The organism is Desulfosarcina ovata subsp. ovata (genome assembly GCF_009689005.1).
GTDB classification, from domain to species: domain Bacteria; phylum Desulfobacterota; class Desulfobacteria; order Desulfobacterales; family Desulfosarcinaceae; genus Desulfosarcina; species Desulfosarcina ovata.
Genome location: NZ_AP021879.1, coordinates 2,088,191 through 2,101,258, shown reverse-complemented (window position 1 = coordinate 2,101,258; position 13,068 = coordinate 2,088,191). Strand labels below are relative to the sequence as shown.

The window sequence follows — 13,068 nt, the reverse complement described above, 5'->3', positions numbered from 1 at the left end:
GTTCCAAATACGGTCATCCTGCGGCCGATTCAAATATCAAAAAAACCCTGCAGCAAACATGCTGCAGGGTTTTTCAAACTGAAACTAACCGCGTTTCCTAACAGCCCTTTTCGTTATCGAAATCGGGATCGTAATTATGCAGGCTGTCCGACCTTCTCAAAGATCTTTTCTGCCGCCGTCAGGTGTTTATGAATATAAAGTTCCGCTGGCGATATTCCGAAACTGTAACCCATCAGCTGAGTGAAATACAAAATCGGCATCTGAGGATGTGTGCCAAATTTCTTTTCCATATCATCCTGACGCGTATCCAGATTGGCATGGCACATCGGGCATGCCACCGCAATAGCATCCGCCCCTGCCAATTTGGCTTCCTGTATCACGTTGTGGCTTAAATTCACAACAACGTCCGGTTTGGAAAGAGCAAAGGAAGCACCGCAGCAAATCGTCTTATGCGGCCAGTCAACGGTAGTAATACCGCTTGCTCGCAGTACATTGTCCATGGACATCGGATATTCGGGCGAATCGAATTCGGTCACTTTTGGAGGCCGGGTTAAAAGACATCCATAATAACATGCCACTTTGAGTTCTGAGAGATCGCGTTCCACAAGAGTTGGGATCTTGGAAATCAATGGCTTTTGAGAAAAAGGCGTTAATGGATGAATGACCTTTGCCTCATCGTTGCAATCCTTATGGATTACTTCCACCACTTCTCTTTTAATCTTTTTATCCGTTTTTACACTGTGTTGAGCTATCTTGAACCTCGAAAAACATGCTGCACATGGAATGATAACTTCTTCCAACCCCATCTTAGGCATAATCGCCAGATTGGCCATTGGCAATGCGATTGCCATAAGTTGCGAAATGTTATGAGCAGCACTGGCACCGCAACAAACCCATTTGTCAAGCTCTACCAGTTCAACGCCCAGCTTATCGCAAACAACTTTTAATGATTGATCAAACTCTTGTGCCGTCGAATGAAGGGAACATCCCGGATAATAACCGTATCTCATGACTTTTCCTGTTTTTTCACTCGTTTAAGTATTTTGTGCACTGCTCCGGCGCCTTCAAATCCGGGAATGAGATGGAACTTATCTTTCTTAAGCATCTTTATCCCCATGGCCATATCCTCTGTAAATTTCCCTGTCCTTAGTTTAAGCATGCCGACCATACCCAGTTCATAAAGACGCCCAAACCAATTCAGGTTCTGAACAAAGCATTTGTTAGACTTAAGTACATCCGGGATCTGTGGCTTCTTTCCGTTGCGAAGCATCATAATTTTGATCGTATTCATCGTCTCAGCAATATCTATCTCCTGAGGACAACGTGTCGTGCAAGTCAGGCATGAGGCACACAACCACATCGTTTTGCTCTTGTAGACAACGTCTGTTAATCCCAGCTGAATTGCATGCATCAGCTGTGTCGGCACCAAATCCATTTCATGGGCGACCGGGCAACCGGTAGCACATTTGCCGCACTGGTAGCAGTAGCTGACATCCACCCCTCCCACAGCAGACACGACATCCGTGAACCTGACGCTGTCTTCATGTATATTGATCGCTGCTTCATTCATGGTCTATGCAGCCTCCTTTTCTTTACTCTTTTTGACAATGGCTCTTTTGCCTTCAGGAGGAGGCGGAGGGACGGGTTGACCGACAATTTTTGTTATTGCCGAAAACTTCGTCGGGCAGACTTCGATGCAAGTTCCGCATTTTATACACTTGTCCTGGTCAATTACATGTACTTCCTTTTTAACGCTGATAATCGCTTCAGCAGGGCATCTTCTTGCACAAGTCATACATGCCTGGCACTTGTCAGGTTGAATATAATATGACGGCGCTTCATCAAAAAGTCTGGCTATCTCATCTTTTGTAAAATAGCCTTCATATTCATCCTGACTTAATCGTTTTTTCAACTTCTCTTTTGTCGCTATTTTTATATAGGGAAGCAGTTTTTCAACCTGCGCCAGTTTTGACCGAATCTCCTCATCATCCAATCCTTCATTTTTACCAAGGGGGCCTAATTCCTTGATTGTTTTGATGAAGCTGTTGGTTGATTCAGCAAACACATTGGCTTCCGCAGCAGACATAAATTGCATTCTTAATCTATCCGGATTAAGTCCGATGTGTTCCATGATCTTTTTAAACAGAAGAACCATGTTTTTAGCAATAAAATTGCCATGAGTGACATAATTACATTCATCTAAATGACAGGCGCCAATAAATACGCCGTCCATTCCATTTGAAAACGCTCTGAGTACATGTGCCATGTCAATTCTCCCCGAGCACATGACACGAAGAATTCTCATATCGGTTGAATATTGTAGTCTGGAAACTCCAGCAAGGTCAGCAGCGCCGTAAGCTCACCAATTGCATGCAAAACACAACATTTTCGGCTTGAATTTAAAATCTGTATTCATCGTACCCACCTTACATTAGGTTTCAAATTTATGGATAGTAAGTAATTTGTATCCATCTATGCCGCAGAACTTTGTTCTACAGCCTCCTGCTCTATAGCAGAACTTTGTTCAACAGCCTCCTGCTCTCCATTGGTTAACGCATCAATTTCTGAGAATATCTCTTCATCTGTAAAATGCTTGAGCGAAATTGCGCCCGTTGGGCAGATTGTATTGCAAAGGCCATCCCCTTTACAAAGAACAGGATTAATCGCTGCTTTATCGCCTTTTTTGGACTTTGTAAGACTAAGGGCGCCGTAACTGCACAACTCAACACATGCCCCGCAACCCATGCAACTCTTTTCGTTTATGACGCATACAGATCCGGATGCCGTTACAATATCATGGGAAAGCAGCGTCAACACTCTGCCTGCGGCCCCATAGGCCTGATTGATTGTTTCTTGTATAAATTTAGGATAATGCGCCATGCCGCAAAGAAAAACACCATCCGTCGCAAAGTCGACCGGACGCAGCTTTACATGAGCCTCTTTAAAATAACCGTCAGGGCTTTGTGTGACCTTGAATAACCCGGCAAGTTCTTTGGTTGACTCTGAGGGAATAACCGCAGCTGCCAAAGAAAGTACATCCGCATCGATGGTTACCTTTTTCTTTAAGGTTTGGTCCGTTACGGTAACGCTCAGGGATCCTTTGCCGGTTGTTTCAACCACGGGTTTATCATCCGGCAGGTAGCGGATGAACCTTACCGACTTGCCTCTTGCCTCCCTATAATAATCCTCATTAAATCCATATGTCCGGATATCTCGATACAGAACATATATGTTCATTCTAGGATTGATCTTTTTCAACTCAAGCGCATTTTTTACGGATTCACTGCAACATACACGACTGCAGTAATTTCTATCTTCGTTTCTGCATCCAACGCACTGAATCATTACCAAATTTCGGGCATTGACAAGTTTTTCATCTCTTTTGGCTATCCTGTCTTCCAGTTCAAGCTGGGTTACTACCGCCTCCTGCTGGCCATACAGATATTCGGTCGGCGTGTAAACATCAGCACCGATAGCAAGAACCGTTGCACCGTGCTTTATCTCTACTTCACCTCTATCGGATTTTACCGTGGTTACGAAATTACCAATGTAACCATCAGCCTGGGTAATCGTTGCATTATGATATACATGGATCAATGGATGATCATATATTTTCCGGATCAAATCATGCAGGTAAGCCTGAACATCCATGCCGTCCAGAGTTGAATGAATATTTCGTGCTGTACCACCAAGATCTTTTTCTTTTTCAATAAGATAAACTTCGTGTTTCTGATCAGCAATAGAAAGAGCGGTTGTCATGCCGGCAACACCACCGCCAACAATCAGCGCCGCTTTGTTTACCGGCAAATCGTATTCCTGCAATGGCTCCAACCGAGCAACCCTGGCCACTGACATCCTGATAATATCCTTTGCCTTAGCCAGTGCACTTTCCATTTCTTTTGAATGCACCCAGGAATCATGCTCTCTGATATTCGCCATTTCTAAATAGTATTGATTAAGTCCTGCCTCACGAAGCGTATCTCTAAACAAAGGTTCAAGCGTTCTCGGTGAGCACGCAGCCACAACTACACGGTTTAATCCTTTTTCCAGTATCATATCCGTTATCTCTTTAGCAGAGTTTGTTGCGCATGAAAAAATCTGCTCTTGAGAATGAACGACATATGGCAATTGCTTACAGTATTCAACCGTATCAGGAACATTGATAACCCTGCTGATATTGGCGCCGCAGTGACAAACAAAAACGCCGATTCTCGGTTCTTCGTTGGTTACATCTTTTTCTTCCGGATATATTCTTTCCTTGGAAAGCTTACCACGTCTGTAATCCAACAACTCGCCAATCTGTGAACTGGCGCCGCTGGCGCTGAATACGGATTCCGGAATATCTAATGGGCCTTGCAAGCCCCCGCTTACGAATATACCCGGCTTGGTGGTCTGTATGGGATTGGCGGAGTCTAACTTTGCAAAATCATGATTGCTGAGTTCGATGCCGAATGTATCTGCAATATTTTTCACATCGGCAGGAGGAGTCAATCCCACACTTAATACCACCATATCAAACTCTTCTTCAATTATTCCATCTTCAGGCGTCCAGTACTTAATGGTGACATTCTTGGTTTCAGGCATCTCCTTGCTTATTGTTACATAGCTTTTAATAAATCGAACACCCGGAAGATTTTCAGTCCTTTGGTAGAAGCGCTCAAAGTCCTTTCCGAAAGAACGAATATCGTTATGGAATATGACGCATTCCGCTTCTGCGTCATGATCTTTTGTAAGAATCACCTGTTTTTGGGAGTAAGTACAGCAAACACCGGAGCAGTAACTGTTTCCACCTTCTGCAGCCTGTCTGGATCCTACGCATGAAATCCATGCTATCTTATGCGGATGCTTCAGATCTGTCTTGCGAAGTATTTCACCGCCATACGGACCGGTTGAGCACAACAGACGCTCATAATCCATACTGGTAACAACATTATCATATTGACCGTAACGGTATTCTGCTTTCAGCTTGGCATCATATGGTTCGATGCCCTGAGCAAGGATTATCGCGCCTGCTTCTATTTTTATTCTCTCGGCTTCCTGCTCTAAATTAATCGCATTATTTTTACATACATTTTCACAAATACGACATTTTTTCTCCTTCAGATACAGACAGCTTTCGTCAATATAGGCTACCAGGGGAACAGCCTGTGCGAAATAAATATGAACCGCTTTATTGGGCGATATTTCCTGATTATACGGATCAGGATAATTTACAGGACAATATTCAACACAAGTATTACAACCCGTGCATGTGTCCTCATTGATATATCGGGGTTTTTTGTTCAATACTACCGTAAAGTTCCCTGCCTCTCCCTCAACGCTTTTCACTTCTGTATATGAAAGAACTTCAATGTTTGGATGCCGGCCGACCTCGACCAGTTTGGGTGCCAAAATTCACATGGAACAGTCGTTGGTCGGGAAGGTCTTATCCAGTTGGGCCATATGGCCGCCAATGCTCGGGGCTTTTTCCACCAAACATACCTTGAAACCGGCGGTGGCAAGATCCAGGGAAGCCTGAATGCCGCTGATCCCCCCGCCGACAACGAGCACATCGGCAAAATTGCGGTTTCCCAATTGGTTGAAGCTTTGTTGCAAAACGGTTTCTGGAATCAGTTCGTTTCCCACTTTTCGATTACCTCGTCGTTGTATGCAAGGCCGCACCCCGGATCAATCATCCCCCAAAAGCCATTTTCCGGCCCGTCGGGACGGAACAAAAGGGACGCGGTTCGGCCTGAGAATAATGCCAAGCCGGATCGTTCCCGCCGAGTGGGTCGATCCGGCGTTGACCTCGAGTCGCTGCGGCCCAGTGCCGCCGCTATCGATCACCCGGGTCATTTATGGCTACAAAAGAGCTGCAAAGTAACTGTACCATGGATATATGGGGTTCCCTATAATTTGTCAAGAAAAATCCGGCTTCATTTTTTTCCGATTTGTACTAAGTAGTTACAACAATTCTACAAATTCCCCGGTCTCTTCGAAACCTTTTCCTTAGGATCGGGGATGAAATTAATTGAACGTAACTGCGCCGGGATTGTGTTCGTCTTCAAGGCGCATCAAGGGTTGCATACCGGGAGTATGTGGCCGTTGATGCAACGCGGAAGACGGACGCAAGAACAAGCAATTTCGTTTAATTAATAAAATTCCCGATCCTTAGGTGGATTGTCAGTCCTTTTGGGCCATGCGGGCGAAGGTTTCCATCATTTTCTGCAAACCATATTTGTTGGCCAGCGCCTCCAGGCTGACCTCCATCTCTTCCTGCTCTTCCTGCTCGTCGACCTCTTCTTCCCTCTCTTCGTAGGTCAGGGCGTCAACGAGGCACCATTTGACGCACAGGGGCTCGTCTTCACCCTCGCACATGTCGCACTTCAGCGGCAGGCCGGAATCGGGTTCCTTGAATTCGGGCCGGGAAGGGCAGGAGGCGCGGCAAAAGGAACACTCATCGTATTCCTTGCCGTCGATCATGTATTTATCACGGCCGGCACATTCCGCCGGGGTGTATTCACCGGCATAAACGGGAACGAAGATATCCCTGAACGGATCACGGATGATGCGGATACGCGACCTTGCCGGGTTGTTGCTGCTGTATTTGGGCTCGGCATGAAAGGCGGAACAGATCACTTCGCATGCCCGGCAGCCATTGCATTTGTTCACATCGATTTTTAAGGTCTTGATGATTTTCTTTGTTTTTTCAGCCATGACGGTTGTCTCCCCTTCGCTAAATGTCGTCCCTATTCCGCTGAAGTCTCTTGGGCCGGTGCATCCCCGTTTTCGGTGAGGATTCCCCGTTTGATAAAGTCTTCGCTGACGTAATCCAAGCCCAAGTCATGCAAGGACGCTTTCGTAGGAATACCGTCATTGTTCCAGCCTTTGAATTGGTAGTACGTGTCCAGAAGCTCTTTTTCCAGCTCGGGAAACCGTTTCTTCCAGTGGTTGGCCGGTGGCGCTTCGTCCTTGCGGCGCATGCCGCAGCGGATATTGATGGCCCTGACCAGGGTGCGGTAGCGCTTGGCCGCCTGGGTCAGTTTGGCTTCATCCATGTCGATGCCGGTACCGGCGGAGATGAACTTGGGATAGTTATGGATATGATAGGGCGGTTTCAGGGGGAATGAAGAGAGACCGGCGCACTGGCCCAGGGCATCGTCGATGTAGTGCATCTGCTCCTGCCAGTCGACGATGTCACAGGTCATCTGGACGGTCGGATAATAGGGGATCGAGTTCTCGCCGCGGGGTTCCCAGCCAAGAAAGTACTGTTTGAATTTTTCGTCGGGAACCTGAATCCAATCCTTGACGAAGGCTTCGCGTTGCTCCATTTTTGGAAAAGGCGCCTGGGGAAACTGCCCTTCGATCTGGGTAATGTTCATCTTCTCGCCGGTGGCGTACATGAGGAAATAGATCGGGTTCAGCATGGAAAGCTTGAGCGGCAGCTGTTCATGCTTCTTGATGGTGTTATGGGCAAATTCTTCGGCGCCATTACCGATCGCCTGGGCCGCCCAGTAGGTGCCGTCGGCCAGCACATCGCCAATGCCCTCGCGGTGGACGATTTTGTCAAGCAGATAGTAAAAGCGACCTTCGTTGTCATCGGGCATGTCCGGAAAGTCTTCATCGCTCAAAATGCCGTTCTCCAGCAGTTCAAGGGCAAAGGCCATGACCTGAGGCGTCGAAAACCCGTCCAACCCGTATTCAGTCGCTTTCTGGGCGATGCTCAGGCCGAATTGCAGATCCGAGAAGGCGCCCATGGTGTAAGTCAGCTTGGTGAAGCATTTCATCATGTAGGTTGGCAGGCCTGGTACGGATATGGTCGCGCCGCATTTCATCGGGCAGTTGAAACAACTGATCAGGCGCGTCTGGGCCGTTTCCATCGTCTCTTTCCACGAATCGGCGACCTCATCGGTCCAGAATCCCTTGCGCCGGGTCCGCGAGTTGCCCCACATGAAATTTTCGGTGTGCCATTTTTCATCGTGGACCTGCATCTCCTGGGGAGATCCGAGACCGGCCAGAATGGGCATCACCCCCGGGATGGGATGGTCTTCGCGGTATTTGATATATTCGAGAACTTCGTTGCAGAGCGAGATGAACGCCTCGGGGCGGGCCAGGTTGATGTCTTTGGTTCCCCGCACGACGACAGCCTTGACACCCTTACTGCCCATCACCGCACCGATTCCGCCGCGGCTGGCGCTGGAGCGCCCCTGCTCCACCGAGGCATAAAAGACCCGGTTTTCACCGGCCAGGCCGATCGCGGCCACCTGGGCTTTGGGTTCGTTCAGTTCTTTTTTGATGATTTCGGCGGTCTCGACGGCGCCTTTGCCATGCAGGTGCGTCGCGTCGCGGATTTCCACCTGGTCGTTATTGATCCAGATGTAGACCAGATTCGGGGCTTTGCCGCGCAGGATCACCTTGTCGTAGCCGGCATACTTCAGCTCCGGTGCAAAGAATCCCCCCATCATGGAAAAGGCCATGAGTTTCGTCTGAGGGGAAATGGTGGACAGAATGGTTCGATTGCAGCCGGTCGCCGGTGTACCGCAAAGGAGTCCGGCGCTGAAAATGAGCAGGTTTTCCGGCGAGAGGGGGTCGACTTCCGGTGGAACCCGATCCCATAGGATTTTGGCGTTTGTGCCCAGTCCCCCCAGGTACAACTCGGTATCCTTCGGGTCTGTTGCCACCCGCTCGATGTTCCCGCGGGACAGATCAATTTCTAAATTAAATCCAGTTTCAGCGTACCTCATTTTTTTTTCCCCTTCTAAATTACCTGAATTCGTGGCCAGCTAAATGGTAACTCCTGGGCTTAGCGATGAATCTGCACCAGTCGCAAGGTGATCGTGGTGCCCGGCGTACATTCAGAAATGGCGATTGAAAAAAACAATCGCAAAAACGGTCGATCAATACCGGACGCTAAAGGTGATGTAATTATCAATACTGTTCGGCACATTCATTGATAAGAGTATTGAGCAATAACTTTGGCGATATTCACATCAAATATTTCTAACAAATTATTTTTTACTGCTAATAACCAGTGAAGACCAATTTTATAAAACTGTTTTAATTTTTCTCCAAGAAGAGTTACTAACCCGCAAACATATGGTCTTTTTGCATTTGAATTGGAGCATGAAGATGAAGTTAGCAAGGTTTCGTTCTTATTATTTTCTTCAGATTCATGCTCATCTTTTTCATTTTCTCTGCTTATTATTTCCGTATCTTGTTTGAATGATAATAACAATAGATAAGCAATCATATACAAGTAGAATTGTATCTGTACGCCATGAGGAGATTGGCTCATTAAGTGAATTCCCTTGAAGGTTCTTTTTATGAAGCGAAAAAAAAGTTCCACTTGCCACCTGTAAGCGTAAAGCATTATAATTTCGTAAGTTGTCAAATCATTTCTGTTTGTGATCAAAATGTAGTTTTCGCCCATAGCCGTAAAGCTAACAATACGATAACTTGCTTTGTTTTCATCGCTATTGAATATTATATTTGAATCTGTGATGTCACTGAAAAATTTCAAGAATGTATCCGGTACGGTGGCAGTGAGACACTCTTTTACAGTGTACGTCATATTCGACTTTCCGCGAATAATAAAAAATGCATTGCTGTCGGATATCTGCTTGAACAGATTGAAAGCGATATAGCCTCGATCACAGACATATGTAATGCCTTCGCGAAGAATTTGCTTAACAAATTCTTTTTCGGAAAAGTTACCTTCCGTACTGATAAATTCGGTTGGAATCATTCGGTTGAGTTCAAAAGATAAATGCATTTTGATCGCATTAGCGGTTTTCTTGTAACAAGCCCATGCCATATTGGAAATGGCCGGAAAAAGCGAACCATCTACAATTAGCATTTTTCCAAGATGACTGATTTCCGGAATTTTATGCAAATCCAATTCTTTTACCAACTGATGGAATATATCTTTAAATATTTCTGGGGGATAACGATTAAACGCTTCATTATACATAGACTTCGATGCGACGACCAATCCTAATGCCTTAGCAGTTGGTGATGTTTTGATCTCAGTGACGATTTGTCCAACGCTTTTAATTCTGGTTATTATTCCAAAAAGCAAATTTGTGGTGAACGATGATAATGAAAGCTTGTAAGTGTCCAAATCATTATGGAGACTATTTTGATTAACCTCAATCAATGGTAGCACCGGTGATAGAATTGTTTGAAAAACATTTTTGTCGATGTGTTCGCTCATGGAGACCTCCTGATTAATTAATTGTACCCACCATGATTAAAACACAAAGCGATCTTTTTGTCCAGTGCTATTTTTTATTTTAATAACAGGATGTTATGGCAATATATATGCCGAACAGTATTGTGTAATTATCTATCTGTAGATACGATTAAGCCACATAATAGCTACATGTCAATAAAAAATTAAGTCGCTTACCGATTTTTTTCTCTGTATAGATAAATATAGAAGGGTGACGACAGGATGCTGTTGCAAACAACCGGGTTGCTTAAAACGGAAGCTTGGTTTTTTCTGGTCGATACGAGTTGGGACTCGCCGGTGTCGGCGAAAGAGTTGGTGATTGCGTACCATAAATACAGGCAAGCGGGATGGGCGGAAAAATAGATGGCGAGGGGAAACAGTCGAGGCGGGTAGGGGAGGGAACTTGTCGTTCACCTCCCGCCAAACCCATTATTCGGTGTCAGCGGACCGTGATGGATGGGCGGCCCTGGCTGAAGATGGTCTTTTATTTGGCAGGCACTTCCTTGGCCCGTGGAAAGGCAAGCGCCTCGGTAAGAAAATAGGCAGCCTGGAGATACGATGTCGGGCAAAGGGGGAAACATTCCTTGCAATTCCAGCACTCCTGGGCGGCAATCTCAGGAATAAAGTTGATTTGCCTCTCCGCCCCACAGTCCACAAAGGTAATCGCGCTTTTCTTTTTGACTTCATTGCAATAGCGCACACACAGACCACAGAGCAAACAAAAGGAGGACTCCTTTTCAAAACGGTTGCGGTCGGCGCCGTATTCCTCGGCCAGGGCAAGCAGTTCGAATGAGTCCGGCGCGTGGGCCATCAACAGTTCGATGATGGTTTTGCGTAGTTTGTCGACTTCCTCGGTGCGGGTCCTGACAATCAGGTCGGCCTGTACCGGGAAAAGACATCCCGCAACCAGTCGTGACCGGCCACGCGTTTCGATTTCGACCGTGCAGAGCCGGCATCCCCCGTACGGCTCCAGCTTTTCGTGGTGGCAGAGTGTGGGAATGTGAATCCCGGCACTTTTGGCTGCATCCAAAATGGTCATGCCTTCCGTTGCTTTGACTTCTTTGCCATCGATCTGCAAAAGGATTTCACTCATATTATTAACCTTCTATGGCTTTTGTTCTTGCTGGTTCACGGGTATCGGACAAAAAACAGGAGCTGCCGGAAATACCATCTCTTGCCGCAAGCGGAACCCATCCAAACATCGTTATTGCACGATTTTTTCCTCGTATTCCTCACGGAAAAAACGCAACGTGCTCGCCACCGGGCTGTAAGCGGTTCTGCCCAGTGAGCACAAAGACGCTTTCTTGGATACATCGCACAGGTCTTCGAGCAGTTCGATATCGCCTGGTTTGCCTTTGCCCTCGCAGAGCCGGTTGTATACCTTGAGCATCTGCCGGACACCTTCCCGGCAGGGTACGCATTTGCCGCAGGATTCTTTGCTGAGAAAGTCCAGCAACGTGCGGGTCATCTCAACCATACTGGTATCTTCGTCAAGGACCAGCATGCCACCGGCGCCCATGGTTGCACCGAGGCCGGAAAGGGCATCGAAATCAAGGGGCGTGTCCAAAAGGTTCTCGGGGATGCTGCCGCCCATGGCACCGCCGAAATGGACGGCCTTCAGCTTTTTACCGTTGGGCAGGCCGCCGCAGATATCGAAAACAATCTCCCGAAGGGTTGTTCCCATGGGAACTTCCACGACCGCCGTGTTATTGACATGGCCGGACACGGAGACGAGCTTGGTACCCTTGCTGCGTTCGGTGCCGATACTGGTGTACCATTCATGCCCCTTGTTGATGATCTGTGGCACATTGGCCCATGTTTCCACATTGTTCAGATTACTCGGCTTGTCCCATATCCCGCTCACCGAAGTACGGATATACTTGGGTCTCGGCTCCGGGTTTTTGCCTTCGATCGATCGCATCAGTGCGCTGGATTCACCGGAAACGAAGATGCCCACGTCAAAATGGACCTCGATGTGAAAATTAAATCCGGAGCCGAGAATATTGTCACCCAAAAGCCCGTACTCCTCGGCCTGGGCCAGTGCGGTGTAAATATTCTCTTTCAATTGCGGCATATCGTGCCGGGTATAGATAAAGCCCTGGCTGGCACCGATGGCATAGGCACCGATGATAAAGCCCTCGAGGACATTATGGGGGTTGCCGGTAAAGATGGCACGGTCCATGAATGCACCGGGCTCGCCCTCGTGACCGTTGATGATCACATATTTCTGATCGCCGGGGGCGTTGCGTGCCGTTTCCCATTTGAGGCCGGCAGGGAAACCGCCGCCGCCGCGGCCGCGCAGGTTGGCTTTTTTGATTTCGTCGAGAACCGCTTCGGGGGTCATTTCGAAAAGTGCCTTGGAAAGGGCACTGTACCCGCCAATGGCCAGAAAGTCATCGATACGCTTGGGGTCGATCATCGTATTGGTGTTGATGATCATACGGGTCTGTTTTTTGTAAAAAGGGATATCGGACTGATGGACCGCTTTTTCCCCGGTATCCGGATCCGTGTAAAGCAGACGATCGATGACCTTTTTGCCAAGCACCGTTTCGGCGATGATTTCGGGAACATCTTCGGGGCTGACCTCGATGTAATAGACCTCTTGGGGGTAAATCAGGACGTTGGGACCCCGTTCGCAGAGGCCGTGGCAACCGGTGGCCCTGATGTCGACCTTGTCCTCCAGCGACTGTTTTTTCAGCTCTTCTTTGAAGGCACGGATCACTTCCTGATTACCGAGCGCAAGGCAGTTCGTTCCCGCACATATCGCGATACAGGGCTTATCAGGTGCTTTGTGTGACAGGATCCCCTTCCTGAGGTCTTCCAGTTCAGCAGGTGAATTTATCCTTGGCATAATTTTC

At 47.5% G+C, this 13,068-nt stretch carries 9 protein-coding genes; all 9 read right to left on the bottom strand.

Annotated elements, in window-relative coordinates; translation table 11 throughout:
- Positions 1–134: 134 nt before the first annotated feature.
- The 9 genes from GN112_RS09540 to GN112_RS09500 all read right to left on the bottom strand — a co-directional run bounded on the left by GN112_RS09540 (position 135) and on the right by GN112_RS09500 (position 13,061).
- Positions 135–1,010 carry a CoB--CoM heterodisulfide reductase iron-sulfur subunit B family protein gene (locus GN112_RS09540; protein ID WP_155309998.1) on the bottom strand — a complete coding sequence of 292 codons (876 nt, stop codon included), beginning with the start codon at positions 1,008–1,010 and terminating at the stop codon, positions 135–137.
- The gene (locus tag GN112_RS09535) at positions 1,007–1,570 is read right to left on the bottom strand and encodes a 4Fe-4S dicluster domain-containing protein (RefSeq protein WP_155309997.1); all 564 of its coding nucleotides are present in this window, start codon (positions 1,568–1,570) and stop codon (positions 1,007–1,009) included. Before GN112_RS09535 ends, GN112_RS09540 begins: the two co-directional genes overlap by 4 nt.
- 3 nt (positions 1,571–1,573) lie before the next feature.
- Positions 1,574–2,416, bottom strand: a complete 843-nt coding sequence (locus GN112_RS09530; protein WP_155309996.1) for a hydrogenase iron-sulfur subunit — start codon at positions 2,414–2,416, stop codon at positions 1,574–1,576.
- A 56-nt stretch (positions 2,417–2,472) separates the two neighbouring features.
- Positions 2,473–5,610 (bottom strand): CoB--CoM heterodisulfide reductase iron-sulfur subunit A family protein, encoded by a 3,138-nt coding sequence (locus GN112_RS09525; protein WP_155314187.1) that lies wholly within the window; start codon positions 5,608–5,610, stop codon positions 2,473–2,475.
- A gap of 552 nt (positions 5,611–6,162) precedes the next feature.
- Complete coding sequence (locus tag GN112_RS09520; protein ID WP_155309995.1) at positions 6,163–6,696, bottom strand: 4Fe-4S dicluster domain-containing protein; 534 nt, start codon at positions 6,694–6,696, stop codon at positions 6,163–6,165.
- Between the two features lie 32 nt (positions 6,697–6,728).
- On the bottom strand, positions 6,729–8,723 hold the full coding sequence (locus tag GN112_RS09515) for an aldehyde ferredoxin oxidoreductase N-terminal domain-containing protein (RefSeq protein ID WP_155309994.1): 1,995 nt from the start codon (positions 8,721–8,723) through the stop codon (positions 6,729–6,731).
- Between the two features lie 203 nt (positions 8,724–8,926).
- Positions 8,927–10,192 (bottom strand): IS4 family transposase, encoded by a 1,266-nt coding sequence (locus GN112_RS09510; RefSeq protein ID WP_155308364.1) that lies wholly within the window; start codon positions 10,190–10,192, stop codon positions 8,927–8,929.
- A 502-nt stretch (positions 10,193–10,694) separates the two neighbouring features.
- A complete protein-coding gene (locus GN112_RS09505; protein ID WP_155309993.1) occupies positions 10,695–11,303 on the bottom strand; it encodes a 2Fe-2S iron-sulfur cluster-binding protein in 609 nt (202 codons plus the stop codon).
- 111 nt (positions 11,304–11,414) lie between these two features.
- Positions 11,415–13,061, bottom strand: a complete 1,647-nt coding sequence (locus tag GN112_RS09500; protein WP_155309992.1) for a (2Fe-2S) ferredoxin domain-containing protein — start codon at positions 13,059–13,061, stop codon at positions 11,415–11,417.
- Between the last annotated feature and the right edge of the window lie 7 nt (positions 13,062–13,068).

What these genes read in the sequence shown, in the direction of transcription:
- GN112_RS09540 (WP_155309998.1), bottom strand. Translation starts at nt 1,010, where the DNA reads ATGAGATACGGTTATTATCCGGGATGTTCCCTTCATTCGACGGCACAA.
- GN112_RS09535 (WP_155309997.1), bottom strand. Translation starts at nt 1,570, where the DNA reads ATGAATGAAGCAGCGATCAATATACATGAAGACAGCGTCAGGTTCACG.
- GN112_RS09520 (WP_155309995.1), bottom strand. Translation starts at nt 6,696, where the DNA reads ATGGCTGAAAAAACAAAGAAAATCATCAAGACCTTAAAAATCGATGTG.
- GN112_RS09515 (WP_155309994.1), bottom strand. Translation starts at nt 8,723, where the DNA reads ATGAGGTACGCTGAAACTGGATTTAATTTAGAAATTGATCTGTCCCGC.
- GN112_RS09510 (WP_155308364.1), bottom strand. Translation starts at nt 10,192, where the DNA reads ATGAGCGAACACATCGACAAAAATGTTTTTCAAACAATTCTATCACCG.
- GN112_RS09505 (WP_155309993.1), bottom strand. Translation starts at nt 11,303, where the DNA reads ATGAGTGAAATCCTTTTGCAGATCGATGGCAAAGAAGTCAAAGCAACG.
- GN112_RS09500 (WP_155309992.1), bottom strand. Translation starts at nt 13,061, where the DNA reads ATGCCAAGGATAAATTCACCTGCTGAACTGGAAGACCTCAGGAAGGGG.